This window comes from Streptomyces viridosporus, assembly GCF_002078235.1.
Taxonomy (GTDB): Bacteria; Actinomycetota; Actinomycetes; order Streptomycetales; family Streptomycetaceae; genus Streptomyces; species Streptomyces viridosporus.
On sequence record NZ_MSGP01000219.1, the window covers coordinates 1 to 24,187 of the forward strand.

The following is a 24,187-nucleotide window of genomic DNA, read 5'->3' on the forward strand; positions in this document are numbered from 1 at the left end:
CGCCGGTCGCCGTGACCACCGCGGCACCCCGGTGGTCACGGCGACCGGCGAGCCGTCGGAGCTGGTGCTGTTCGCCTACGGGCGGCAGAGCGCGGCGAAGGTCGGACTGGAGGGCGACGAGAACGCGATCGCGAAGCTGCAGGAGACCAAACAGCTCGGTATCTGACCGGTACCCGAAAGGCACGGTTCGTGATCAAAGTCGCCATGACCAGTGTGTACGTCGACGACGTGGCGAAGGCGCACGCCTTCTACACCGGCGTCCTCGGCTTCGAGACCCGCACCCACAGGGACCTGGGCGGCGGCACCCTGTTCGTCACGGTGGGCGCGCCGCGCGGGGCCCAGCCGGACCTGGAGCTCCTGCTGGAGCCGGGCCAGGGGCCCGTCGCCGAGCCCTACCGCCGGGCGGTGCGCGAGGCGGGACTGCCCTCCATCGTGTTCTCCGTGGACGACCTCCGCGCGGAGTACGAACGGCTCCGCGGCGAAGGCGTCCACTTCGTCCGGGACCCCGAGGAGCAGGGCCCGGTGCTCACCGCCCTGCTGGACGACACGGTGGGCAACCTGGTCCAGCTGACCCAGCCGCTGGGCTGAGGGTCAGCGGACCGGGTGCCCGGCCTCCCGCAGGGTCTCCTTGACCTGGCCGATCCGCAGGTCTCCGAAGTGGAAGACCGAGGCCGCGAGGACCGCGTCCGCGCCCGCCGCGACCGCGGGCGGGAAGTCGGCCAGCCTGCCCGCGCCGCCGGAGGCGATCACCGGGACGGTGACGTGCTTCCGGACGGCGGCGATCATCTCCAGGTCGTAGCCGTCCTTGGTGCCGTCCGCGTCCATCGAGTTGAGCAGGATCTCGCCGGCGCCCAGCTCGGCGGCGCGGTGTGCCCACTCCACGGCGTCGATCCCGGTGCCGCGGCGGCCGCCGTGCGTGGTGACCTCGAAGGAACCGGAGTCCGTGCGTCGGGCGTCGACCGAGAGGACGAGGACCTGCCGGCCGAAGCGCTCGGCGATCTCCCGGATGAGGTCGGGGCGGGCGATGGCGGCGGTGTTCACGCCCACCTTGTCGGCGCCCGCCCGCAGCAGCCGGTCCACGTCCTCGGCGGTGCGGACGCCGCCGCCCACCGTCAGCGGGATGAACACCTGCTCGGCGGTGCGGCGCACCACGTCGTAGGTCGTCTCGCGGTTGCCCGACGAGGCGGTGATGTCCAGGAACGTCAACTCGTCGGCGCCCTCGGTGTCGTACACCTTGGCCATCTCGACGGGGTCGCCCGCGTCGCGCAGGTTCTGGAAGTTGACGCCCTTGACGACCCGGCCGTTGTCCACGTCCAGGCAGGGGATGACTCGGACCGCCAGGGTCATGAGGTCACGGCTCCTCTGAATGCTTCGAGTTCCACTGAGACCAGGGCGCGCGGGTCGACGAAGCCCTCGACCACCAGGAGGGTGGTGACCGGGCGCACCGAGTCGAACAGTTCCTTGTGGGCCCGGCCGACCTCGTCGACGTCCCGTACGTGGGCGAGGTGGACGCGGGTGCGGATCACGGACTCGATACCGAGTCCGAACGCGCCGATCGCCTCCAGCGCGATGGTGAAGGCCTCCTTGGCCTGCTCGTAGGGGTCGCCCTCCCCGTGGAGCACCTCGCCCCGGAACGCGGTCGTGCCCGCCACCAGGACGCGGTCACCCGCCGCCACGGCCCGTGCGGAACCGAAGGACTCCTCCCAGGGGTTTCCGCTCTGCACGCGCCGTACGGCCCCGGTCGTCATCGCGACACAGCCTCCAGGGCCTCTTCCAGGGTGAACGCCTTCGCGTACAGGGCCTTTCCGACGATGGCGCCCTCGACGCCGAGCGGTACGAGCTCCGCGATGGCGCGCAGGTCGTCCAGCGAGGACACCCCGCCGGAGGCGACCACCGGGCGGTCGGTGGCGGCGCAGACGTTCTTCAGCAGCTCCAGGTTGGGGCCCTGGAGGGTGCCGTCCTTGGCGATGTCGGTGACCACGTAGCGGGCGCAGCCCTCCTTGTCGAGGCGCTCCAGCGTCTCGTAGAGGTCGCCGCCGTCGCGGGTCCAGCCGCGTCCGCGCAGGGTGGTGCCGCGCACGTCGAGGCCGACGGCGATCCTGTCGCCGTGCTCGGCGATGATCCGGGCGACCCACTCGGGGCTCTCCAGGGCGGCGGTGCCGAGGTTGACGCGGGTGCAGCCGGTGGCGAGCGCGGCGGCGAGGGTGTCGTCGTCGCGGATGCCGCCGGACAGCTCCACCTTGATGTCCATCGCCCCGGCGACCTCGGCGATCAGCTCACGGTTGTTCCCGGTGCCGAACGCGGCGTCCAGGTCGACCAGGTGCAGCCACTCGGCGCCCGAGCGCTGCCAGGCGAGGGCGGCCTCCAGGGGGGAGCCGTACGACGTTTCCGTCCCGGACTCGCCGTGCACGAGGCGGACGGCCTGGCCGTCACGGACGTCGACGGCGGGGAGCAGTTCGAGCTTGGCCATGTCTCTACAGGGTTCCGATCCAGTTGGTGAGGAGCTGGGCACCGGCGTCGCCGGACTTCTCGGGGTGGAACTGGGTGGCCCACAGGGCGCCGTTCTCCACCGCGGCCACGAACGGCTTGCCGTGCGTGGACCAGGTGACCAGCGGGGCGCGCATCGCCGGGTTCGCCGTCTCCAGGGTCCAGTCGTGGACCGCGTAGGAGTGCACGAAGTAGAAGCGGGCGTCCGCGCCGAGGCCGGCGAACAGCTCGGAGCCGGCCGGCGCGTCCACGGTGTTCCAGCCCATGTGGGGCACGACGTCGGCCTGCAGCGGCTCGACCGAGCCGGGCCACTCGTCGAGGCCCTCGGTCCGCACGCCGTGCTCGACGCCGCGCGCGAACAGGATCTGCATGCCGACGCAGATGCCCATCACCGGGCGCCCGCCGGCCAGTCGGCGGTCGACGATCCAGTCGCCGCGCGCCTCCTTCAGGCCGCGCATGCAGGCGGCGAAGGCGCCGACGCCGGGCACCAGCAGGCCGTCGGCGTTCATGGCCCGGTCGAAGTCGCGGGTGATCTCGACGTCGGCTCCCGCGCGGGCGAGGGCACGCTCGGCGGAACGGACGTTGCCGAAGCCGTAGTCGAAGACCACGACCTTCTTGGTGGTGCTCAAGGGATCACACCTCCAGCCTCAGGACGCCCGCGAAGAGGCACATCGCGGCGCCGACCGAGAGCAGCACGATCAGGCTCTTGGGCATCTTCTGCTTGACGAAGGAGATGACCCCGCCGACGAGGAACAGACCGACGACGATCAGGACGGTGGACAGTCCGTTCATGGGCTACAGCGCGCCCTTCGTGGAGGGCACGATGCCCGCCGCGCGCGGGTCGCGCTCACAGGCGTAGCGCAGGGCCCGGGCGAGCGCCTTGAACTGGCACTCCACGATGTGGTGCGCGTTGCGCCCGTAGGGCACGTGCACGTGCAGCGCGACCTGGGCCTGCGCGACGAAGGACTCCAGGATGTGCCGGGTCATCGTGGTGTCGTACTCGCCGATCATCGGCGCCATCTTCTCGGGCTCGGTGTGCACGAGGTAGGGGCGGCCGGACAGGTCGACGGTGACCTGGGCGAGGGACTCGTCCAGCGGGACCGTGCAGTTGCCGAAGCGGTAGATGCCCTTCTTGTCGCCGAGCGCCTGCTTGAAGGCGCCGCCGAGCGCGAGGGCGGTGTCCTCGATGGTGTGGTGGGAGTCGATGTGCAGGTCGCCCTCGGTCTTCACGGTCAGGTCGAACAGACCGTGCCGGCCGATCTGGTCGAGCATGTGGTCGTAGAAGCCGACCCCGGTGGAGATCTCGGTCTTCCCGGTGCCGTCGAGGTCGATCTCGACGAGGACCGAGGTCTCCTTGGTCGTCCGCTCCACACGTCCCACGCGGTTCATGCGCTCTGCTCCTTCTTGATCTCACGGACCGCGTCGAGAAACGCGTCGTTTTCCGCCGGGGTGCCCGCGGTGACCCGCAGCCATCCCGGTACGCCGTTGTCCCGGACCAGGACGCCCCGGTCGAGGATCCGCCGCCAGGCGGCCTGGGAGTCGGCGAACCTGCCGAACTGGACGAAGTTCGCGTCCGACTCGGTCACCTCGTAGTCGAGGGCGCGCAGTTCGGCGACCAGCCGGTCCCGCTCGGCCTTCAGCTGCTCGACGTACTTCAGCAGCGTGCCGGTGTGTTCGAGGGCGGCCAGCGCGGTCGCCTGGGTGACCGCCGAGAGGTGGTAGGGCAGCCGGACGAGCTGCACGGCGTCCACGACCGCGGGGTGCGCGGCGAGGTAGCCGAGGCGCAGCCCGGCGGCGCCGAACGCCTTCGACATGGTGCGGGAGACGACCAGGTGCGGCCGTCCCTCGAGCAGCGGCAGCAGCGAGTCGCCGTGGCTGAACTCGACGTACGCCTCGTCCACGACCACCATCGACGGCTTGGCCGCCTGGGCGGCCTCGTACAGCGCGAGCACCGTCTCGGGCGGGACCGCGTTGCCCGTGGGGTTGTTGGGGGTGGTGACGAAGACGACGTCGGGCCGGTGCTCGGCGATCGCCTCCTCGGCGGCGGCGAGGTCGATCGAGAAGTCGTCGCGGCGCGGGCCGGAGATCCAGCCGGTGCCGGTGCCGCGCGCGATCAGCGCGTGCATCGAGTACGACGGCTCGAAGCCGATCGCGGTGCGGCCGGGCCCGCCGAAGGTCTGCAGCAGTTGCTGGATGACCTCGTTGGAGCCGTTGGCGGCCCACACGTTCTCGAGGCCGACGGGGTGCCCGGCCGTCTTCGTCAGGTACTCGGCCAGCCTGGTCCGCAGCTCCACCGCGTCCCGGTCGGGGTAGCGGTTGAGGTGCCGGGCGGCCTCCCGGACCCGCTCGGCGATCCGCTCGACCAGCGGCTCGGGCAGCGGGTAGGGGTTCTCGTTGGTGTTCAGCCGTACGGGGACGTCCAGCTGGGGCGCGCCGTAGGGGGACTTGCCGCGCAGCTCGTCCCGTACGGGGAGATCGTCGATCCTCACGTCGCTCACTTGCTCTCGGGCACCTTCCAGCCGAACCTCGCCTTGATCGCCGCGCCGTGCGCGGGCAGGTCCTCCGCCTCCGCCAGCGTCACCACGTGGTGCGCGACCTCGGCCAGCGCGTCCTCGGTGTAGTCGACGATGTGGATGCCGCGCAGGAAGGACTGGACCGACAGCCCCGAGGAGTGGCAGGCGCAGCCGCCGGTGGGCAGGACGTGGTTGGACCCGGCCGCGTAGTCGCCGAGCGAGACCGGGGCCCAGGGGCCGACGAAGACCGCGCCGGCGTTGCGCACCCGGTCGGCGACCGCGGCGGCGTCGGCGGTCTGGATCTCCAGGTGCTCGGCGCCGTAGGCGTCGACCACGCGCAGGCCCTCGTCGAGGCCGTCGACCAGGACGATGGCGGACTGCCGGCCGGACAGCGCCGGGACGATCCGGTCCTCGATGTGCTTGGTCGCCGCGACCTGCGGCTCCAGCTCCTTCTCCACCGCGTCCGCGAGCTCGGTGGAGTCGGTGACCAGGACGGCGGCGGCCAGCGGGTCGTGCTCGGCCTGGCTGATCAGGTCGGAGGCGACGTGCACCGGGTCGGCCGTGGAGTCCGCGAGGATCGCGATCTCGGTGGGGCCGGCCTCGGCGTCGATGCCGATGCGGCCGGTGAAGTAGCGCTTGGCCGCGGCGACCCAGATGTTGCCGGGGCCGGTGACCATGTTCGCGGGCGGGCAGGACTCGGTGCCGTACGCGAACATCGCGACGGCGGTGGCGCCGCCGGCCGCGTACACCTCGTCGACGCCGAGCAGCGCGCACGCGGCGAGGATGGTCGGGTGCGGCAGCCCACCGAACTCGGCCTGGGGCGGGGAGGCCAGCGCGACGGACGGGACACCGGCCTCCTGGGCGGGCACGGCGTTCATGATCACGGAGGACGGGTACACGGACCGGCCGCCCGGCGCGTACAGCCCCACGCGGTCGACCGGCACCCACTTCTCGGTGACCGTGCCGCCCGGCACGACCTGGGTGGTGCGGGTGGTGCGGCGCTGCTCGCGGTGGACGAGCCGGGCGCGGCGGATGGACTCCTCCATGGCGGCCCGCACGGCCGGGTCCAGCGTCTCCAGGGCGTCGGTGAGCGCCCGCGCCGGGACCCGGACGGATTCCAGACGCACGCCGTCGAACCGCTCGGCGAAGTCGATCAGCGCCGCGTCGCCGCGATGATGCACGTCCTCGCAGATCGGACGCACCTTCTCCAGGGCGGCCGCGACGTCGAAGTCGGCTCGGGGCAGCAGGTCACGCAGGGCGGGGCCCTCGGGAAGGGCGTCGCCGCGCAGATCGATTCGGGAGATCACGTGCTCAATTCTCTCAGACCCGCGCAGTGAGCCGTCCGCGCGTTCCAATGGCTGATACGGGGCCCCTCGGTGACGGTGTGCGCACATGTCGGAGATCCTCCTCACTTTCCGTGTTCAACCTCTCACGGAAACGGGCATCACCGGTTGTACGAAGGGATGAACCGACGAGTACCCGGGAGGGAGGGGAAAGCCGTGGCCGAAGGGGCGGGACCGCGCGCCGGGGACGTTCCGGAGGATCTGACCGCCGTGGAGGCCGGGATGTGGCAGGCCTTCCGGAACGGCAGCGTGTACGACCTGAGCAGCGGTGACACGGTCGTCGACGACCCGCACGGCGGGCATCCGTGGGGCCCCGAGCGGACGGTCCGGGCCCGCGTCGTGTGCTGGCTCCTGCTGGACGGGCCGCCCGCGCTGGCCGGCCGGGTCTCCTCGCTGAAGCTGGTCGGGGTGCGGATCAGCGGCCCCCTGGACCTGGCGGGCGGCACAGTGGTGCCGTACGTGGAGATGCGGGACTGCCGCTTCGAGCGGGACGTGCTGCTGCCGGAGGCCCGCTTCACGACCGTGCGGCTGGTGGACTGCTCCGTGCCGCGCCTGGAGGCGGCCCGGCTGCACACCGAGGGCGATCTGCACCTGCCGCGCTGCCGGTTCCTGGGCGGCGTACGGCTCACCGACGCCCGCATCGGCACGGACCTGATGCTCAACCAGGCGATCGTGCACCGGGACCGCAGCGGCCGCTCGATCGCCGGGGACGGCATGACGGTCGGCCAGGACCTCCAGGCGGAGATGCTGGAGTCGCACGGCGAGCTGAGCCTGCGCAGCGCGCAGATAGGCGTCTCGCTGAGCCTGCGCGGCGCCCGTCTGGTCAACCCGTACACCCGGCTCGCGTTGAACGCGCCCCAGCTGACCGTGGAGCGTTCGCTGTACCTGACCCCGGCGGGGGTCGGCGCCCAGGCGCGGAGCGGGATGACCCCGGCGCGCGGGACACGGATCCAGCGGTTCGAGTGCCAGGGCGGGGTGCGGCTGGACGACGGGCGGTTCGGGGACGCGGTCGACTTCGAGGGGGCCCGGTTCGCCTTCACCGACGACCAGGAGCTGTCGCTGCGCCGGGTGCAGACGCCGGAGCTGCGCTTCCTCGGGGAGCGGCCGGCGCGCGGCAAGGTGGTGCTGTCGGGGGCGCGGGTGGTCAACCTGATGGACCGGGCGGAGAGCTGGCCGGGGCCCGGGCGGCTGCACATGGGCGGCTTCACCTACGAGAACCTGGTGCCGCGCGGCCCGTTCCCGCTGGAGCTGCGGCTGCGCTGGGTGGACGCGGCGAGCGCCGAGTACAACCCGGAGCCGTACGAGCGGCTGGCCGCCGTGCTGCGGGCGAGCGGGGAGGACGAGGAGGCCCGCGAGGTGCTGCTCGCCAAGCAGCGCCGCCGCCGCGAGAGCCTGCCGCTCGCGGCCAAGCTGTGGGGCTACGCGCAGGACTGGACGGTCGCCTACGGGTACCGGCCGGGCCGGGCCGCGGTGTGGATGGCGGTGCTGTGGGCGGGCGGTTCCCTGGCCTTCGCCCGCGCGCACCACCCGCCCCTCAAGAGCGGTGAGCACCCCCCGTGGGACCCGGCCCTGTTCGCCCTGGACCTGCTGCTGCCGGTGATCGACCTGGGCCAGGTGGGCTTCTGGGAGCTGCGCGGCGGCTGGCAGTGGCTGGCGGCGGCGTTCATCCTGCTGGGCTGGGTCCTGGCGACGACGGTGGCGGCGGGGGCGACGCGGACGCTGCGGCGCACCTAGCCCAGCCGCACGACGTCGTGGCGTCAGGGCGTCATGGCGTCCCGTGTGACGCATGAGGCCCGTGGTGCTCCGCGGGCGTCGCACACGGCAAGAAACCGATCACTTTTTAACGGCCCTTGACCGGACCGCGTACAACCTTCCACGACTTCAGCGTGGCCTCTGGCGCGGCCGTGACCTGCGGTCTTTCAATGGTCGACACCATGGCTCTGCTGCACGGATTCACCCGTACGTCCCGGGCACGAGGCAGGGCGGACGCCGCGCCCGTCGGCGTGCTGCCCGCCGATGTCGTGCTGCCCACCGACGACGACGTGCTCCTCGACGCGCCCGACGACGCGCTGGGCCCGGCGCTGGTCGCGGCGGCGGGCGGCGACCACGCGCCCGCCGCCGACCTGCTCGCCGCCACCCGCCGCCAGGGCTCCTGGGAGCACCGCGACCGCTATGTACGGCGGCTGGCCGCCTTCGCCCGCTCGCGCCCCGGGTGGCTGGACGCCTGGCGCGCCCTCGATCCGCACGACCCCGACGGGCTGCTGGTGGAGGCCCAGCGGGCGGTGGGCCTCGCCTGGGGCTCGCCGGCCCGGACCGAGCTGCTGCGCGAGGTGAGCCCGCTGATCACCGCCGCCGCGAAGGGGGACGACCGCGATCCGGTGCCGTGGCGACTCGCCCTGGACCACGCCCGCGGCGCCCGCGCCGGGCACCGGTACTTCCAGGAGCTGTGGGAGGCGGCGGTCCGCCGCGCCCCGCACCACTACGGCTGCCATGTGGCGGCCCTGCGCTACCTGTCGTCCTCCTGGCACGGCGCGCACCGCGAGTGCTTCGACTTCGCGGACCTGGCCGCCCAGGACGCGCCGGAGGACTCGCTCACCCAGGCGCTGCCGCTGTGGGCGGCGTTCGGCTACCTGACCGACGGCGGCGGTCCCGAGGTGCCGCGCGCGCGGCTCGAAGCCGCGGCCGACCGCGCCGCCGTCCTGTCCGCCCGGCTGCCGGCGGGCCACTCCTGGCCGGCCGAGCTGCGCAATCTGCTGACCTACGTCCTGGTGGGCCTCGAACGCTGGCCGGACGCCCTGGAACAGCTGCGCCTGACCGGCCCGTACGCCACGTCCTTCCCGTGGGACCGGGACGCGGACGACCCGCTCGGGCGGTTCCTGGAGGTGCGCCAGGGGGTGCGCGCGGCGATGGCGTTCGGCTCCCCCGGGGGCGGGAACCGCTTCCTCCGCCACGGGCTCCGGCCATCCGAGGAATGAACAGGGCGGACGGGTCCGCTTCGGCGACCATTAGGCTCTTGAGTCGTGACCACCGTCCGCCTCCCGCTCTTCCCCCTGAACACGGTGCTGTTCCCGGGGCTCGTGCTCCCGCTCAACGTCTTCGAGGAGCGCTACCGCGCCATGATGCGCGAGCTGCTGAAGACCTCGGAGGACGAGCCGCGCCGGTTCGCCGTCGTGGCGATCCGCGACGGCCACGAGGTCGCGCCGAGCGCCCCCGGCCTGCCCGACCCGACCGCCGTGCCCGACCGGGGGTCGGCGGCCGGCTTCGGCACCGACCCGCTCCGGGCCTTCCACAAGGTGGGCTGCGTGGCCGACGCGGCGACGATCCGGGAACGGGCCGACGGCACCTTCGAGGTGCTGGCCACCGGCACGACCCGGGTGCGGCTGCTGTCGGTCGACGCCTCCGGGCCGTATCTGACGGCCGAGCTGGAGCCGGTGGCCGAGGAGCCCGGCGACGGGGCGGGGGCGCTGGCCGAAGGGGTGCTGCGGGCGTTCCGCCAGTACCAGAAGCGGCTGGCGGGGGCCCGGGAGCGGTCGCTGGCGACCGGTGCGGACCTGCCGGACGAGCCGGGCGTCGTCTCCTACCTGGTCGCCGCCGCGATGGTGCTGGACACACCGACGCGGCAGCGTCTGCTCCAGGCGCCGGACACCGCGTCCCGGCTCCGCGACGAGCTGAAACTCCTTCGCACGGAGACGGCCGTCATCCGTAGCCTGCCGTCGTTGCCGGCGTCGGACCTGACGCGCGGGCCGACGAGTCTCAACTGACGCACGACTGTCTGGGGGTACGGGCCGGGATGGCGAAGAAGTCCAGGAAGCAGCAGGCGGGAGGCACACCCGCGACGGTGGCCCTCACCGCGGCCGGGGTGCCGTTCACGGTCCACTCCTACGACCACGACCCCTCCCACCCGTCCTACGGCGAGGAGGCGGCCGAGGCGATGGGCGTCTCGCCGGACCGCGTCTTCAAGACGCTGGTGGCCGACGTCGACGGCGCGCTGACCGTGGCGGTGGTCCCGGTGGCCGGCCAGCTGGACCTGAAGGCGCTCGCGGCGGCGGCCGGCGGCAAGCGGGCCGCGATGGCCGACCCGGCGCTGGCGGAACGCACCACGGGGTACGTCCGCGGCGGCATCTCGCCCCTCGGCCAGCGCAGGGCACTGCCGACGGTCCTGGACGAGTCGGCCGTCCTGCACGACACGATCTGCGTCTCGGCCGGCCGTCGCGGCCTGGAGGTCGAGCTCTCCCCCGACGACCTGACCAGGCTGACATCGGCCGTCCTCGCCCCGATCGGGCGTGCGTGACCCCTCGACGGAACCTTCTTCCTCGACCAGGGAGACCAGGGGGAGAAGACCCGCCGAAGAGGACCCGCAAACGCGGGTGGCGCACGAGGAGAGGCCGGGCGCACCGCGGACGGCGCCCGGCGTGGACCGCCGGGGCCGGGAGACCGGTGCCGGGGAACCGGTGGCCGGGGAGTGCCCGGCGCCGTCCCCTACGGTCCCTGCGGGATGTACGGGTCCGGCAGGAGGGGGTCCGGGTCGCGGGGGCCGAACAGGGCGGTCAGCCCCAGGTGCAGGACCAGCGCCGCGAACGGCCAGGCCAGCAGCGCGCCCTTGGCGTTCAGCTTCAGCGGCGCGTCGAAGGCGACCCCCTTGCCCACGCTCCTCGCCTGGGCGATCACGTCCTGCGCGGGGCCGAGCCATATGCCGATCCGCCATGCCAGCAGCGATCCGAGCAGCCCTCCGACCGCCAGCGCCACCACCAGCGGCACACCCCCGTGCCGCCGCACGAGGAACACGACGAGCGCGCTCACCCCGCCGAACCCCAGCGCCAGGAGGGAGAACGTCCCGTCCACCCCGACGGCCTGCTCGCCCTCGGTGTCCTTGAGGTAGACGACCCAGTTGCCGCCCACCACGTCGCCCACGAGCGGCACGCGCGGCGCCAGCCACCACCACAGCACCCCGAGGAGCGTCCCGCCGAGCGCCACCGCCACCGCGATCACGGTGGCCTCCCGCACTTCCGTCTTCATCGCAGGGCCGTCCTGTCCGTACCAGCCGTACCCCCCGGGGTGCCCCGCGGACCCGTCCTTCCCGGACGGGGCGGCCACGGGTCCGGCGGACGGCGGCTGCCACGCGTCGTGCGAGGAACCCTCGTGCGGAGGTGGTGGTGTCAGAGGTGCGCTCACCCTGACATCGTGCCAGGCCCGGCTGTGCGGCGCGTCACCGGACGGCGGCCCTGCGGTACGCCCAGGTCGCCACGGCCAGCGAGATCACGCCGACGCCCCCGCACACCGCGAGGTCACCGAGCACGTGCGCCCAGTCGGGATGCGGGCCGAAGGTCCGCGCGAGGGCCTCGACGCCGTACGTCGACGGCAGCAGGTCCCGCGCCAGGCGCACCGCCTCCGGCATCCGCTCCGCCGGCAGCACGCCCAGCAGCAGCGCCGCCGACATGCCCAGCTGGCCGAGCAGCGTCGCCAGCTCCGGCCGCGGCGCGAGCAGGCCCAGCGCCGCGCCCAGCCCGGCGAGCGCGGCCCCGGCGAGCGGGATCACCGCGGCGAGCACCCACAGGTGCGCCAGCGGCAGACCGAACAGGACGCACCCGAAGACGGCGGTCACGACGGTCCCCGGCACGGTGAACGAGGCGTAGGCGCCGGCCGCGCCCAGGACCACCGCCGCGGGCGGCACGGGCAGGGTGGCGTAGTGGTCGAGTCCGCCGCTGGCCCGCAGCTGCCCGAAGTACTGCGCGAGGAGGTTCAGCGCCACGAAGGCCACGACCAGGACCGACGAGCCGGCGACCACGGCCTGCGCCTCGCCGCCGCCGTCCACCACCCCGCGCATCAGGATCATGATCCCGACCGACTGGAAGGTCGCCACGAACAGCAGCGGGATCCTCGCCACCCGTGCCCGGGAGAGCTGCGCCCGGTACACGGCCGCCAGCGACGGCCACAGCCGCGCCCGGGGGCCGAGCCCGGCCGGTTCCGGCCCGGCCTCCCGCACGGGCAGGGCACCGCCCGGCAGGACATCGGCGGGTACGGCACTCACGTCGTGCTGCTCCCCTTCGCTCGGAGGTTCGCTGGGAGGTTCGCCCACGGGTCCGCGCGCAGGTCCGCTCGGATCCGCTGCGGCAGCCGTCCCGTTCCGTACGGACGACGCGGCCCGTGCGCTCATGCCTTCACCAGTCCCTGCCGTACGGCGCCGCCCAGCGCCAGGTACACGTCCTCCAGGCTGGGCGTGGCCAGTGTGAAGTCGTCCAGGGCGGCGAAGGCGGCCCCGCCGGTGACGGTGGCGACCACCGTACGGGCCTCCTCGGGGGCCAGCCGCAGGGTCCAGCGGCGGCCCGACTCGACGACCCGGTCGCGCAGCGCGGCGACCTCGGGCACGTGCAGCGGCGCCGCCTCGCGCCACACCAGCTCGACCCGGACCTCGCCCGCGACCTGCTCCTTCAGTCCGGCGGGGCTGTCGCAGGCGATGACCCGGCCCCGGTCCAGGACGGCGACCCGGTCGAGGACCGTCTCGGCCTCGATGACGTTGTGGGTGACCAGCAGCACGGTCGTGCCGTGCTCGGCCCGGCGCCGGTCGACGGCGGACCACACCGCGCGCCGCGCCACCGGGTCCATGCCGGTGGTGGGCTCGTCCAGCACGAGCAGCGGCCGCTCCCCCACCAGCGCGGCGGCGAAGCAGGCCAGCCGGCGCTGGCCGCCGGACAGCTTCCGCAAGGGGCGTCCGGCGATCGGGGTGAGGCCCAGCTCCTCCAGAACGGCGTCCCGTTCCGCCCGCGCCCGGCGCACGTCCAGCCCGCGCAGCCGGCCGGTGGTCTCGGCGGCGAGGGACACGGTCAGCTCGTCGAGGGCGGTGGACTCCTGCCCGAGGTAGGCGAGGATGCGCGAGGCCCGCTCGGGGTGGCGCACGATGTCGTGGCCGAGGATCGCCACGCTGCCCCGGTCGGGTCGCATCAGCCCGGTCAGCTGGCGTACGAGGGTGGACTTGCCGGCTCCGTTCGGCCCGAGCAGACCGAAGATCTCCCCGCGCCGGACGTCGAGCCGCACGTCGTCGGTGGCCCGGACCTCGGGTGTCGCCGGCGCCCCGCGCCGTCCGCGCACCGCCGGATAGGTCTTGGTCAGCCCGCGCACCGCGCACACGACGTCACCACCGTGCCGGAATGCCTGTGCCGCGCGCGTACTCACAAGGAACGAGCCTACGGGGTCGGAAACCCCGCCACGCCCTCGGGTCGCCCTCGTGCCGCGCCTCCCCCGCCACGAGCCGAACCCCCGCGGACGCGCTCGACGACCGGACTCCGCCGTTCGGGCCCGCCGTTCGGATCGCGCCGTTCGGATCGCGCCGGGCTCGCGGGACCCGTGACCGGATCGGCCGGCGCCGCTCACTCCCCGGCGGCCGTCCCCCGCTCCGTGCCCGTGCGCACGTCGATCTCCCGCCAGAAGCCCGCCCGGATGGCGTAGCGGTCGCGTTCGTCGATCTGGTCGTCCTTGTGGGCGAGGAGCCCGAAGCGGGCCGCGTAGCGCAGCAGCTCGCCGTCGACGCGGTGCGGGATGCGGGGGTACATGACGGACAGCCGCTGGAGGTGGCTCTGGTCGCCGAGCCGCTCCACCCAGCGGCGGGCGAAGACCTGCCCCACCTCGAAGGGGTCGCCGCCGACGGTGGTGATGTCCTCCTCGCGGTCGGCCCACCGCTGCTCGGCCGTGGTCAGCTGGGCGAGCGTCGGCATGGAGGCGGCCTCGGGGGACTCGGCGACGGGCCGGTCGACCCAGCCCTTGTCGGAGGACCAGCGCAGGGTGGCCGAGGCCGGCTGCTGAGGGGGCTGGGCGCCGGGGCCGCGCAGGGCGGCCAGGTCCTTGGGGGTGGGTACGCCCTTGACCGCGGGCGTCCGCTCCACGCTGCCGTTCTGGGCGGTGGCGGCCGGGTGCTGCGGTTCCTGCGCGGTCCGCTCGGCCGTCGCGGCGAGCGCGGAGTCCGGCAGCGGGGCGGAGAGGATCGCGGCGATCTCGGGCCGCGGCACGGGCGGCGGGGCGCACACCCCGGTGACCTCCTTGGCCCGGACCGCCTGGGTGATCCACGCGCGGTCCAGCACCCGGCGCTCGTCGGCCTCGGCGACCAGGTCCTCGGACTGGTTGTAGTCGCCGTCGGCGGCCTGCACGGCCCACAGGTGGACGGCGACGCCGTGCTCCTTGGCGGCCATCATGCCGGGCAGCAAATCACCGTCACCGGTGACCAGGACGATGTCGGAGCAGGCCCGGTTGCGGGCCAGCTCGGTGAGTTCGGCGTGCATCGCGGCGTCGACGCCCTTCTGGGCCCAGCGACCGTCACTTCGGGTAAGCGCTCCGAGGCGGACGGTGACCCGGGGCATCACGCGCAGTCTGCGGTGCTCGGGCTGCGGGACGCGGTCGGGGGCGCCGTCGAACCAGTAGATGCGCAACAGGGGCTGCCGCGTGTCGGACTCGGCGCGTTCGCGCAGCCCTTGGATGAGGGCCGCGTGGTCGACGGTGATGCGGGACCGCGAAGGCTCCCCGGCGAGGAGACTGGCGGCGGCCCCCAGCAGATACCCGGCGTCCACCAGGACGATGCAGCGGTCCACGCGATCCACCCTCTTTCCGGGAGGTTTGCTTCGGGCTTGCTTCGAGTCTGCCCGACCACGCCGGGGTTAACGGCCCGAACTCGATCTTCGGCGTGGCGTTTCCCCACTTCCTTCCCCGACCACCCTGGTCACACAGGGTAATTGTCCGGCATGCGTTCATTGTCGGGCTATGTGAATCTGGTTCCGGCCCTGGCCCCTAGATCCCCCACAGGAGGCATCACCATGGCCAAGAACAAGAACCGCGACCGGAAGCAGCCGCAGGCCGAGCGCGCCCGACGGGCGTCGCAGCCGGCCGCGATGGAGACGCCGGACGAGCAGCGCACCACGGAGGCCACGCCCGGCGAGGTCGGCCGGGGCAAGAACCGGCAGAAGCGCTTCGGTCACAACTGACATTCCCTAAAGGATCGTTGAGATCCAGACACGGATGAAGAGGGGCGCACCCGCCGTCGCCATCGGGTGCGCCCCTCACACGCGTCCGGTGCGCGGAGCCGCTCGCTCGGTCCGCCGGACAGAACCGCTCGCTCAGCCCGCCAGGCAGGAGGGTCCGAGCAGGACCTTCAGGTCGCCGAAGAGGGCCGGGTCCGGCTTGACCCGGTGCCGGTCCAGGCGCAGCACCGTCGTCTTCGTCGGCCCCTGCAGTTTGATGCGGACCTCGCTGTCGCCCTTGTGGTGGGTGAGGATCTCGCCGAGCCGGCTGACCATCGGCGGGGTCACCCGCGTCGCCGGGATGGTGAGGACGACGGGCGCGTTGGTGCCCGCGGTGGACAGGTCGGGGACCATCAGCTCCATCGCCACCAGGCGCGGCACGTCCTCCCGCTTGTCGAGGCGGCCCTTGACGAACACCACGGCGTCCTCGACCAGTTGCGTCGACACCAGTTGGTAGGTCGCCGGGAAGAACATGCACTCGATGGAGCCGGCGAGGTCCTCCACCGTGGCGATCGCCCAGGCGTTGCCCTGCTTGGTCATCTTGCGCTGCAGGCCCGAGATGATGCCGCCGATGGTGACCACCGCGCCGTCGCCGAAGTCGCCGCCGGTGAGCTGTGAGATGCCCGCGTCGGCCTTGTCGGACAGCACGTGCTCCAGGCCGAACAGCGGGTGGTCGGAGACGTAGAGACCGAGCATCTCCCGCTCCTGGGCGAGCAGGTAGGTCTTGTCCCACTCGTCGTCGGTGAAGGTGACGTCGAGGCCGAAGCCGGGCTCGCCGGACTCCTCCTCGCCCATGCCGCCGAAGAGGTCGAACTGCCCCTCGGCCTCCTTGCGCTTCACCGCGACCACGTTGTCGATCATCGGCTCGTACTGGGCGGTGAGGCCCTTGCGGCTGTGCCCCATGGAGTCGAAGGCGCCCGCCTTGATCAGCGACTCCGTGGTGCGCTTGTTGCAGACGACCGCGTCGACCTTGTCGAGGTAGTCCGGGAAGGACGTGTACTTCCCCTTGGCCTTGCGGCACTTGATGATCGACTCCACGACGTTGGTGCCGACGTTGCGCACCGCCGACAGGCCGAAGAGGATCACGTCGTCGCCCTGCGCGGCGAAGTTGGCCTCGGACTCGTTGACGTTCGGCGGGAGCACCCTGATGCCCATGCGGCGGCACTCGTTGAGGTAGACGGCCGACTTGTCCTTGTCGTCCTTCACCGAGGTGAGCAGCGCCGCCATGTACTCGGCGGGGTGGTTCGCCTTGAGGTAGGCGGTCCAGTACGACACCAGTCCGTACGCGGCCGAGTGCGCCTTGTTGAAGGCGTAGCCGGCGAAGGGCACCAGCACGTCCCACAGCGCCTGGATGGCCTCGTCGCTGTAGCCGTTCTTGCGGGCGCCGGCCTGGAAGATGACGAAGTTCTTCTCCAGTTCCTCCGGCTTCTTCTTGCCCATCACGCGGCGGAGGATGTCGGCCTCGCCGAGCGAGTAGCCGGCGATGATCTGGGCGGCCTTCTGCACCTGCTCCTGGTAGACGATCAGGCCGTAGGTGACGTCCAGGACCTCCTTGAGCGGCTCCTCCAGCTCGGGGTGGATGGGCGTGATCTCCTGCTGGCCGTTCTTGCGCAGGGCGTAGTTGGTGTGCGAGTTCATGCCCATCGGGCCCGGCCGGTACAGGGCCGACACGGCGGAGATGTCCTCGAAGTTGTCCGGCTTCATCAGCCGGAGCAGGGAGCGCATCGGACCGCCGTCGAACTGGAACACGCCGAGGGTGTCGCCGCGCTGGAGCAGGTCGAAGGTCGTGGGGTCGTCGAGCGGGAGGCTCAGGAGATCGATGTCGATCCCCTTGTTGGCCTTCACCATCTTGACGGCGTCGTCCATGATGGTCAGGTTGCGCAGGCCCAGGAAGTCCATCTTCAGCAGGCCGAGCGACTCGCAGCTCGGGTAGTCCCACTGCGTGATGGTGACGCCGTCGGTGTGCCTGACCCAGACCGGGACGTGCTCGGTGATGGTCTCGCTGGACATGATCACGCCGGCCGCGTGCACGCCCATCTGCCGGACCAGGCCCTCCACGCCGCGCGCGGTGTCGATGACCTTCTTCACGTCCGGCTCGTTCTCGTACATCGACCGGACCTCGCCCGCCTCCGAGTAGCGGGGGTGGCTGGGGTCGGTGATGCCGGACAGCGGGATGCCCTTGCCGAGGACGTCGGCGGGCATGGCCTTGGTGATGCGGTCGCCCATCGCGTACGGGTAGCCCAGCACGCGCGCGGAGTCCTTGATCGCGTTCTTGGCCTTGATGGTGCCGTAGGTGCCGATCATGGCGACCTTGTCGGCGCCGTACTTCTCCGTCACGTACCGGATCACCTCGACGCGCCGGCGCTCGTCGAAGTCGATGTCGACGTCGGGCATCGAGATGCGCTCGGGGTTGAGGAACCGCTCGAAGATCAGGCCGTGCGGGATCGGGTCGAGGTCGGTGATGCCGAGGGCGTAGGCGACGATCGAGCCGGCCGCGGAACCCCGGCCGGGGCCGACCGCGATGCCCTGCTTCTTGGCCCACATGATGAAGTCGGCGACCACGAGGAAGTAGCCCGGGAAGCCCATCGAGATGATGGTGTCCATCTCGTACTCGACCTGCTTCATGCGGTCGTCCGGGATGCCGTCCGGGAAGCGGCGGTGCATGCCGCGCATGGTTTCCTCGCGGAACCAGCTGACCTCGGTGTACCCCTCCGGGATGTCGAACTTCGGCATCAGGTCGCGCTTCTCGAACATGCCGGTGGTGTCGACCATCTCGGCGATCAGCCGGGTGTTGGCGCAGCCCTCCTGCCAGGCGTCCGAGGAGTCGATGGCGTACATCTCGTCGGTGGACTTGAGGTAGTAGCCGGTGCCGTCGAACTTGAAGCGGTCGGGGTCGGAGAGGTTCTTGCCGGTCTGGATGCACAGCAGCGCGTCGTGGGCGGTCGCCTCGTGCGCGTAGGTGTAGTGCGAGTCGTTGGTGACCAGGGGCGGGATGCCGAGCTTCTTGCCGATCTCCAGCAGACCGTCGCGGACCCGGTGCTCGATGTCGATGCCGTGGTCCATCAGCTCCAGGAAGTAGCGGTCCTTGCCGAAGATGTCCTGGTAGTCGGCGGCCGCCTTGAGGGCCTCGTCGAAGTGGCCGAGGCGCAGCCGCGTCTGCACCTCGCCCGAGGGGCAGCCGGTGGAGGCGACGATGCCCTCCGACCACTGCGCGATGGTCTCCTTGTCCATCCGGGGCCACTTCTGCAGCCAACCCTCGGCGTACGCGTCGGAGGAGAGGCGGAAGAGGTTGTGCAGGCCGGTCCTGTTCACCGCCCACATGGTCTTGTGCGTGTAACCGCCGGAACCGGAGACGTCGTCCCGCTTCTGGTGCGGCTGGCCCCAGAGGATCTTGCGCTTGTTGCGCCGCGACTCGGGGGCGACATACGCCTCGATCCCGATGATCGGGGTGACTCCGGCCTTCTGCGCGGAGTGGAAGAAGTCGTACGCTCCGTGCAGGTTGCCGTGGTCGGACATGGCGATGTGCGTCATGCCCATCTCGTTGCAGGCATTGAACATGTCCTTCAGCCGCGCGGCACCGTCCAGCAGCGAGTACTGGGTGTGGACGTGCAGGTGCGTGAACGGCGGCTTCGACACGGTGCGGCCTCCAAGGAGAACTAGGAGAACTATCGGCGACGGGCTGCGGACAGTCCGGTGGACAGCGTCGAAGTCTATGCCCCGGCACTGACACTTCGAGGACGCCCCGACGTACCTTCGGGCGGGGCACTCCCGTGCTCCCTTACACGTTAGGCAGGGGACGGACCAGCCGTCCCCGAGACGTCCCGCACCAGGAGGCACCCAGCGATGTCGGTCCCGCAGCTCGACGACGAGCACCGCGGTGAGGAGATTCTCGCCGTCCTCGACACCGCCTTCGGCGAGCTCCTGGCCGCCGACCCGGCCGCGTTCCGCGTGAAGTTCCGGAAGATGGCGGCCTCGGCGTTCGCGTTCTACCGGGGGACGGCGTGCCTCTTCTACCACGACCTGGACGCGGAGAACGCCGGGCGGGGCGGTGGGAGGACGTACAGCGGCCCGTACCTGGACGACCGGACCTCCCGGGTGTGGATCCACGGCGACCTGCACGCGGAGAACTTCGGCACCTACATGGACTCCAACGGCCGCCTGGTCTTCAACGTCAACGACTTCGACGAGGCCTATGTCGGCCCCTTCACCTGGGACCTCAAGCGCTTCGCGGCCTCCCTGGCGCTGATCGGCTACGCGAAGGCGCTCAGCGACGAGCAGATCACCGAGCTGGTGCGGATCTACGCGGGCGCCTACCGCGAGCGCATCCACGCGCTGGCCACCGGCGCGAAGAGCGACGAGGTGCCGCCGTTCACGCTGGACACCGCCCAGGGACCGCTGCTGGACGCGCTGCGCGACGCCCGCTCGCTGACCCGGTTCGGGCTGCTGGACTCGATGACCGAGATCCGCGACTTCGAGCGCCGCTTCGCCCCCGGCGGCGGCGCGGTCGAGCTGGACGCCGCCACCCGCTACAAGGTGCTCGCCGCCTTCGACGGCTACCTGGAGACGCTGCCGGACGCCTCCCTGGCCCGCCCGGACTCCTACCGCGTGAAGGACGTCGTGGGCCGCCGCGGCATCGGCATCGGGTCGGCCGGGCTGCCGTCGTACAACATCCTCCTGGAGGGCCACAGCGACGCCCTGGAGAACGATGTCGTGATCTACATCAAGCAGGCCCAGACCCCGGCCGTCTCCCGGCACATCCCCGACCGGGCCATCCGCGACTACTTCCGGCACGAGGGCCACCGCACGGTGATCTCCCAGCGCGCCCTCCAGGCGCACGCCGACCCGTGGCTGGGCTGGACCGAGCTGGACGGCGCGGGCCAGCTGGTCGCCGAGGTCTCGCCGTACGCCGTGGACCTGGACTGGAGCGACATCGACGACCCCGAGGAGATCGCCCAGGTGGCCGCCGACCTCGGCCGGGCCACGGCCACGATGCACGCGGCGGCGGACGACACCTCCGGCGAGTCCCTGGTGCCGTTCTCCACCGAGCGGGCCATCGACGCGGCGATCGCGGCCGACGAGGAGGGCCTCGCGCCGCTGCTGGTCGACTTCGCGCACGGCTACGGCGCACGCGCGCGCCGCGACCACCAGACCTTCCTGGACCTGTTCCGCAACGGCAGGATCCCGGGACTGTGACCCTCCGCACGCCCACCGGGACCCTTTAGGCGTCCCTTACCGGAACGCATGACAGACTTTCCCCGCCATGGACATATCCGGAACCCAGCTCAGAGCCGTCCGCGCGGCGCTGTTCACGGCAGTGACCGTGACGCTCAGCGTCGCGTCGCACGTGCTGCTGTCCGGGGCTCCGCTGCCGGTGAACACGGTGGCCGCGATCGCCGCCGCCGTGTTCGCCCTGGCGTACGCCCTGGCGGGGCGGGAGCGTTCCTTCGGGCGGATCGCCGCCCTGCTGATCCCGCTGGAGCTGGCCGCCGACACCGTCTTCACCGCCGGCCAGCACGTCTGCTACGGCCGGATGGGCGGGCCCGTGGCGGGTCCGCTGCGCTCCGTCGGCTTCGACGTGCTGTGCGGTGACGGCACCAGCGTCGGCGCACCGCTCGCCCGTGTGACCGGCACCGCCGCCGAGGGCGGCGACCGGCTGGCGGTCCTGCTCGCCCAGGCCGACCCGGCCACCTCCTGGCTGCTGCTCGGCGCGCACGTCGGCGTCGGCCTGTTCGCCGCCGCCTGGCTGCGCCGCGGCGAGCAGGCGCTGGCCCGGCTGCTCGCCGCGGTGGCGGCCACCGCCTCGACGGCGGTCCGGCCGCTGCTGTTCGCGGTCGCGGCGGTGACGGGCCGCCGGACCCCGAAGGTCCACCGGCCCCTCCTCCCGGTCCTCGGGACCGTCACGGCCCGGACCCGGATCCTCGTGCACTCCCTGGGACGGCGCGGACCGCCGTGCTCCGCCGCCCTCGCCTGAGGCGCTCCCCGCCCCGGTACCGGCGGCCCCCGAACACGAGCAGTCCCCCCCCATACGCATCCCGCACACGACCGTGTGCGTCCCCCGTGGAGAACATCACCATGAGCAAGCGGAACAGCCAGGCGGCGAAGACGGCGGCCCGGGAGCGCCTGCGCGCGGAGCGCGAGCGCCAGGCCAAGAAGGACAAGGTCAAGCGGCAGGTCATCGTCGCCTGCTCCCTCGTCGGCGTCCTGGCGATAGCCGGCGGCATCGGCTACGCCGTCGTCCAGGCCAACCAGCCCGACCACTGGGAGGCCGCGCAGGACGCCGAGCTCGTCAAGCCGGCCAACAGCAGCGGCAAGAACGGCACGACCGTCGTCATCGGCAAGCCCGACGCGAAGAAGACCCTGGAGCTGTACGAGGACCCGCGCTGCCCGATCTGCGCCACGTTCGAGCAGAGCGTCGGCAAGACGATCGACAAGGACGTCGAGGACGGCAAGTACAAGATCCGTTTCGTCGGCGCCTCGTTCCTCGACCGCAACCTGACCGGCGAGGGCTCCAAGAACGCCCTGAGCGCCCTGGGCGCCGCGCTGAACGTCAGCCCCGAGGCGTTCCTCGCCTACAAGTCCGCGCTCTACTCGGCCGAGTACCACCCCCAGGAGAGCGAGGACAAGTTCAAGGACGACTCGTACCTGATCAAGATCGCGAACTCGGTCGACGCCCTGAAGGACAACAAGCAGTTCCAGACGGCCGTCGAGGACGGCACCTACGACCGGTGGGCGCTGGAGATGTCCAAGACCTTCGACGAGAGCGACGTGAACGGCACGCCGACCCTGATGATGGACGGCAAGAAGGTCACCGGCTCCGACGGCCAGAGCACCCCCATGACGGTGGACGAGTTCAACACGGCGATCGACAAGGCCCTCAAGGCCTGAGCACCGGTCGGCCGACCACACGTCGAAGAGCGGGCGAACTTTTGCGAGTTCGCCCGCTCTCGCGTGTACCTGTCAGTAACCTGATCGGCTGTGACCAGTCGACACAGATCATCCGAGAGCACCGTCCCCGCCTCCGCGGACGCCTCCTCCCTCTCCCCCCGCCGCCGTACGGTCGTCAAGGCGGCCGCCGCCACCGCGGTGCTGGCCGGACCGCTCGCCGCGTCCCTGCCCGCCCGGGCGGCGACGCAGGCCCCCGCCTTCCTGCACGGCGTGGCCTCCGGCGACCCGCTGCCGGACGGCATCCTGCTGTGGACCCGCGTGACCCCGACGCCGGAGGCGATACCCGGCTCCGGGCTCGGCCCGGACACCGAGGTGAGCTGGACCGTCGCCCGGGACAAGGCGTTCACCGACGTCGTCGCCCAGGGTTCGACGCTCGCCACCGCCGCCCTCGACCACACCGTCAAGGCGGACATCCGCGGCCTGCGACCGGCCACCGACTACTGGTTCCGCTTCTCCGCCGGGGGCACCGACTCCCCCGTCGCCCGCACCCGCACCGCACCGGCCGCCGACGCCGCCGTGACCGGGCTGCGCTTCGGCGTGGTCTCCTGCACCAACTGGGAGGCCGGCCACTTCTCCGCGTACCGCCACCTCGCGGCCCGCGGCGACCTGGACGCCTGGCTGCACCTGGGCGACTACATCTACGAGTACGGCACCGGCGAGTACGGCACCCGCGGCAAGACGGTGCGCCCGCACGCGCCCGCCCACGAGATCGTCACCCTCGCCGACTACCGCCTGCGGCACGCGACGTACAAGACCGACCCCGATCTGCAGGCCCTGCACCACCGGGCGCCGGTCATCGCGATCTGGGACGACCACGAGATCGCCAACGACGCCTGGTCGGGCGGCGCCGAGAACCACACCGAGGGCGCCGAGGGCACCTGGGCCGCGCGCCAGGCCGCCGCCAAGCAGGCCTACTTCGAGTGGATGCCGGTGCGCCCCGCGCTCGCCGGCACCACCTACCGCCGGCTGCGCTTCGGCCGGCTCGCCGACCTCTCCCTGCTGGACCTGCGCTCCTTCCGCTCCCAGCAGGTCTCGCTCGGCAACGGCGAGGTCGACGACCCGGACCGCACGCTCACCGGCCGCGCCCAACTGGACTGGCTGAAGGCGGGACTGACGGCGTCCGACACCACCTGGCGGCTGGTCGGCACCTCGGTGATGATCTCCCCGTTCGCCATCGGCTCCCTGCCGGCGAGCCTGCTGAAGCCGCTCGCCAAACTGCTCGGCCTGCCGCAGGAGGGCCTCGCGCTCAACACCGACCAGTGGGACGGCTACACCGACGACCGCCGCGAACTCCTCGCCCACCTGCGCGCGAACGCCGTCCGCAACACGGTCTTCCTCACCGGCGACATCCACATGGCGTGGGCCAACGACGTGCCGGTCAACGCCGGCACCTACCCGCTGTCGCCCTCGGCCGCCACGGAGTTCGTGGTCACCTCGGTCACCTCCGACAACCTCGACGACATCGTCAAGGTCCCCGAGGGCACCGTCTCCTCGGTCGCCGCGCCGCTGATCCGGGCCGCCAACCGGCACGTCCACTGGGTGGACACCGACCGCCACGGCTACGGCGTTCTGGACATCACCGCCGAGCGGGCGCAGATGGACTACTACGTGCTGTCCGACCGCACGGATCCGGCCGCCACGTCCGCCTGGGCCCGCTCCTACCGCACGCGCAGCGGCACGCAGAAGGTGGAGCGCGCCTACCAGCCGGTCTGACGCCCGGGGTCCCTCGGCCGCGCCCGGACGCGGCCGAGGGGCCCGTGCCCGCCGGGGCGAAGGGCCCGTGCCCTCCGAGGGCGGGGGACCCGTGCCCGCCGGGGGCGAGGGGCCGCGCTCACCGGGGACGACCGGCGGGCCGGTGGCCGAAAACGTACGGTCGGCCGGGGCCGCGGGAGCCGAC

The 24,187-nt window shown here is 72.2% G+C and carries 23 protein-coding genes and 1 pseudogene; 11 read left to right on the top strand and 13 right to left on the bottom strand.

Going from position 1 to position 24,187, the window contains the following annotated elements:
* Together B7L92_RS16145 and B7L92_RS16150 are read left to right on the top strand one after the other, a co-directional pair.
* A pseudogene (locus tag B7L92_RS16145) lies at positions 1-166 on the top strand (TIGR03085 family metal-binding protein); the annotation flags it as partial.
* A gap of 23 nt (positions 167-189) precedes the next feature.
* The gene (locus tag B7L92_RS16150; RefSeq protein ID WP_081238301.1) at positions 190-588 is read left to right on the top strand and encodes a VOC family protein; all 399 of its coding nucleotides are present in this window, start codon (positions 190-192) and stop codon (positions 586-588) included.
* A gap of 3 nt (positions 589-591) precedes the next feature.
* On the opposite strand, the gene hisF is transcribed toward B7L92_RS16150, so the two are convergent.
* The 8 genes from hisF to hisD are packed head-to-tail and all read right to left on the bottom strand — an operon-like array spanning position 592 to position 6,307.
* Entirely contained in the window at positions 592-1,347 is a 756-nt protein-coding gene (gene hisF, locus B7L92_RS16155) for an imidazole glycerol phosphate synthase subunit HisF (RefSeq protein WP_004989333.1), read from the bottom strand.
* The gene (locus B7L92_RS16160; protein WP_081238302.1) at positions 1,344-1,748 is read right to left on the bottom strand and encodes a Rid family hydrolase; all 405 of its coding nucleotides are present in this window, start codon (positions 1,746-1,748) and stop codon (positions 1,344-1,346) included. The genes hisF and B7L92_RS16160 overlap by 4 nt, the downstream gene beginning before the upstream one ends.
* Positions 1,745-2,470, bottom strand: a complete 726-nt coding sequence (priA, locus tag B7L92_RS16165; protein ID WP_004989329.1) for a bifunctional 1-(5-phosphoribosyl)-5-((5-phosphoribosylamino)methylideneamino)imidazole-4-carboxamide isomerase/phosphoribosylanthranilate isomerase PriA — start codon at positions 2,468-2,470, stop codon at positions 1,745-1,747. Before priA ends, B7L92_RS16160 begins: the two co-directional genes overlap by 4 nt.
* Before the next feature lie 4 nt (positions 2,471-2,474).
* The gene (gene hisH / locus B7L92_RS16170; protein WP_004989323.1) at positions 2,475-3,116 is read right to left on the bottom strand and encodes an imidazole glycerol phosphate synthase subunit HisH; all 642 of its coding nucleotides are present in this window, start codon (positions 3,114-3,116) and stop codon (positions 2,475-2,477) included.
* 4 nt (positions 3,117-3,120) lie between these two features.
* Positions 3,121-3,279: a CG2302 family histidine operon protein gene (locus tag B7L92_RS41100; RefSeq protein WP_004989321.1), complete on the bottom strand. Its 159-nt coding sequence runs from the start codon at positions 3,277-3,279 to the stop codon at positions 3,121-3,123.
* 3 nt (positions 3,280-3,282) lie between these two features.
* Positions 3,283-3,876 (bottom strand): imidazoleglycerol-phosphate dehydratase HisB, encoded by a 594-nt coding sequence (hisB, locus tag B7L92_RS16175; protein ID WP_004989320.1) that lies wholly within the window; start codon positions 3,874-3,876, stop codon positions 3,283-3,285.
* The gene (locus tag B7L92_RS16180; RefSeq protein ID WP_081238303.1) at positions 3,873-4,985 is read right to left on the bottom strand and encodes a histidinol-phosphate transaminase; all 1,113 of its coding nucleotides are present in this window, start codon (positions 4,983-4,985) and stop codon (positions 3,873-3,875) included. Before B7L92_RS16180 ends, hisB begins: the two co-directional genes overlap by 4 nt.
* Positions 4,982-6,307, bottom strand: a complete 1,326-nt coding sequence (hisD, locus tag B7L92_RS16185; RefSeq protein WP_081238304.1) for a histidinol dehydrogenase — start codon at positions 6,305-6,307, stop codon at positions 4,982-4,984. Before hisD ends, B7L92_RS16180 begins: the two co-directional genes overlap by 4 nt.
* Before the next feature lie 192 nt (positions 6,308-6,499).
* Between hisD and B7L92_RS16190 the strand changes: the two genes are divergently transcribed.
* From B7L92_RS16190 to ybaK, 4 genes are all read left to right on the top strand, one after another.
* Positions 6,500-8,077: an oxidoreductase gene (locus B7L92_RS16190; protein WP_081238305.1), complete on the top strand. Its 1,578-nt coding sequence runs from the start codon at positions 6,500-6,502 to the stop codon at positions 8,075-8,077.
* Between the two features lie 200 nt (positions 8,078-8,277).
* Complete coding sequence (locus B7L92_RS16195; RefSeq protein ID WP_255310990.1) at positions 8,278-9,318, top strand: hypothetical protein; 1,041 nt, start codon at positions 8,278-8,280, stop codon at positions 9,316-9,318.
* 45 nt (positions 9,319-9,363) lie between these two features.
* Entirely contained in the window at positions 9,364-10,104 is a 741-nt protein-coding gene (locus B7L92_RS16200; protein ID WP_081238306.1) for an LON peptidase substrate-binding domain-containing protein, read from the top strand.
* Between the two features lie 29 nt (positions 10,105-10,133).
* Positions 10,134-10,634 carry a Cys-tRNA(Pro) deacylase gene (ybaK, locus tag B7L92_RS16205; RefSeq protein WP_004989300.1) on the top strand — a complete coding sequence of 167 codons (501 nt, stop codon included), beginning with the start codon at positions 10,134-10,136 and terminating at the stop codon, positions 10,632-10,634.
* 188 nt (positions 10,635-10,822) lie between these two features.
* Here the strand turns inward: ybaK and B7L92_RS16210 are convergent, their stop codons facing one another.
* The 4 genes from B7L92_RS16210 to B7L92_RS16225 form a co-directional block, all read right to left on the bottom strand.
* Positions 10,823-11,515, bottom strand: coding sequence for an AAA family ATPase (locus tag B7L92_RS16210; RefSeq protein WP_081238307.1), 693 nt, complete (start codon positions 11,513-11,515; stop codon positions 10,823-10,825).
* A 34-nt stretch (positions 11,516-11,549) separates the two neighbouring features.
* On the bottom strand, positions 11,550-12,371 hold the full coding sequence (locus B7L92_RS16215) for an ABC transporter permease (protein WP_081238308.1): 822 nt from the start codon (positions 12,369-12,371) through the stop codon (positions 11,550-11,552).
* Between the two features lie 122 nt (positions 12,372-12,493).
* Positions 12,494-13,468: an ABC transporter ATP-binding protein gene (locus B7L92_RS16220; protein ID WP_081238309.1), complete on the bottom strand. Its 975-nt coding sequence runs from the start codon at positions 13,466-13,468 to the stop codon at positions 12,494-12,496.
* Positions 13,469-13,707: 239 nt separating this feature from the next.
* Positions 13,708-14,919, bottom strand: coding sequence for an NYN domain-containing protein (locus B7L92_RS16225; RefSeq protein WP_004989290.1), 1,212 nt, complete (start codon positions 14,917-14,919; stop codon positions 13,708-13,710).
* 222 nt (positions 14,920-15,141) lie between these two features.
* Here B7L92_RS16225 and B7L92_RS41105 point away from each other — a divergent pair, with 222 nt between their 5' ends.
* Positions 15,142-15,309 carry a hypothetical protein gene (locus tag B7L92_RS41105; RefSeq protein ID WP_016826695.1) on the top strand — a complete coding sequence of 56 codons (168 nt, stop codon included), beginning with the start codon at positions 15,142-15,144 and terminating at the stop codon, positions 15,307-15,309.
* A gap of 132 nt (positions 15,310-15,441) precedes the next feature.
* Here B7L92_RS41105 and dnaE read toward each other — a convergent pair whose 3' ends face one another.
* Positions 15,442-18,981: a DNA polymerase III subunit alpha gene (dnaE, locus tag B7L92_RS16230; RefSeq protein ID WP_081238310.1), complete on the bottom strand. Its 3,540-nt coding sequence runs from the start codon at positions 18,979-18,981 to the stop codon at positions 15,442-15,444.
* Between the two features lie 207 nt (positions 18,982-19,188).
* Between dnaE and B7L92_RS16235 the strand changes: the two genes are divergently transcribed.
* The 4 genes from B7L92_RS16235 (at position 19,189) to B7L92_RS16250 (ending at position 24,003) form a co-directional block, all read left to right on the top strand.
* Positions 19,189-20,538 carry a DUF2252 domain-containing protein gene (locus B7L92_RS16235; protein ID WP_081238311.1) on the top strand — a complete coding sequence of 450 codons (1,350 nt, stop codon included), beginning with the start codon at positions 19,189-19,191 and terminating at the stop codon, positions 20,536-20,538.
* Positions 20,539-20,605: 67 nt separating this feature from the next.
* A complete protein-coding gene (locus tag B7L92_RS16240; protein WP_081238312.1) occupies positions 20,606-21,316 on the top strand; it encodes a hypothetical protein in 711 nt (236 codons plus the stop codon).
* A gap of 101 nt (positions 21,317-21,417) precedes the next feature.
* Positions 21,418-22,230 (top strand): DsbA family protein, encoded by an 813-nt coding sequence (locus B7L92_RS16245; RefSeq protein WP_081238321.1) that lies wholly within the window; start codon positions 21,418-21,420, stop codon positions 22,228-22,230.
* Between the two features lie 90 nt (positions 22,231-22,320).
* Positions 22,321-24,003 carry an alkaline phosphatase D family protein gene (locus B7L92_RS16250; RefSeq protein ID WP_081238313.1) on the top strand — a complete coding sequence of 561 codons (1,683 nt, stop codon included), beginning with the start codon at positions 22,321-22,323 and terminating at the stop codon, positions 24,001-24,003.
* Positions 24,004-24,187 lie beyond the last annotated feature (184 nt).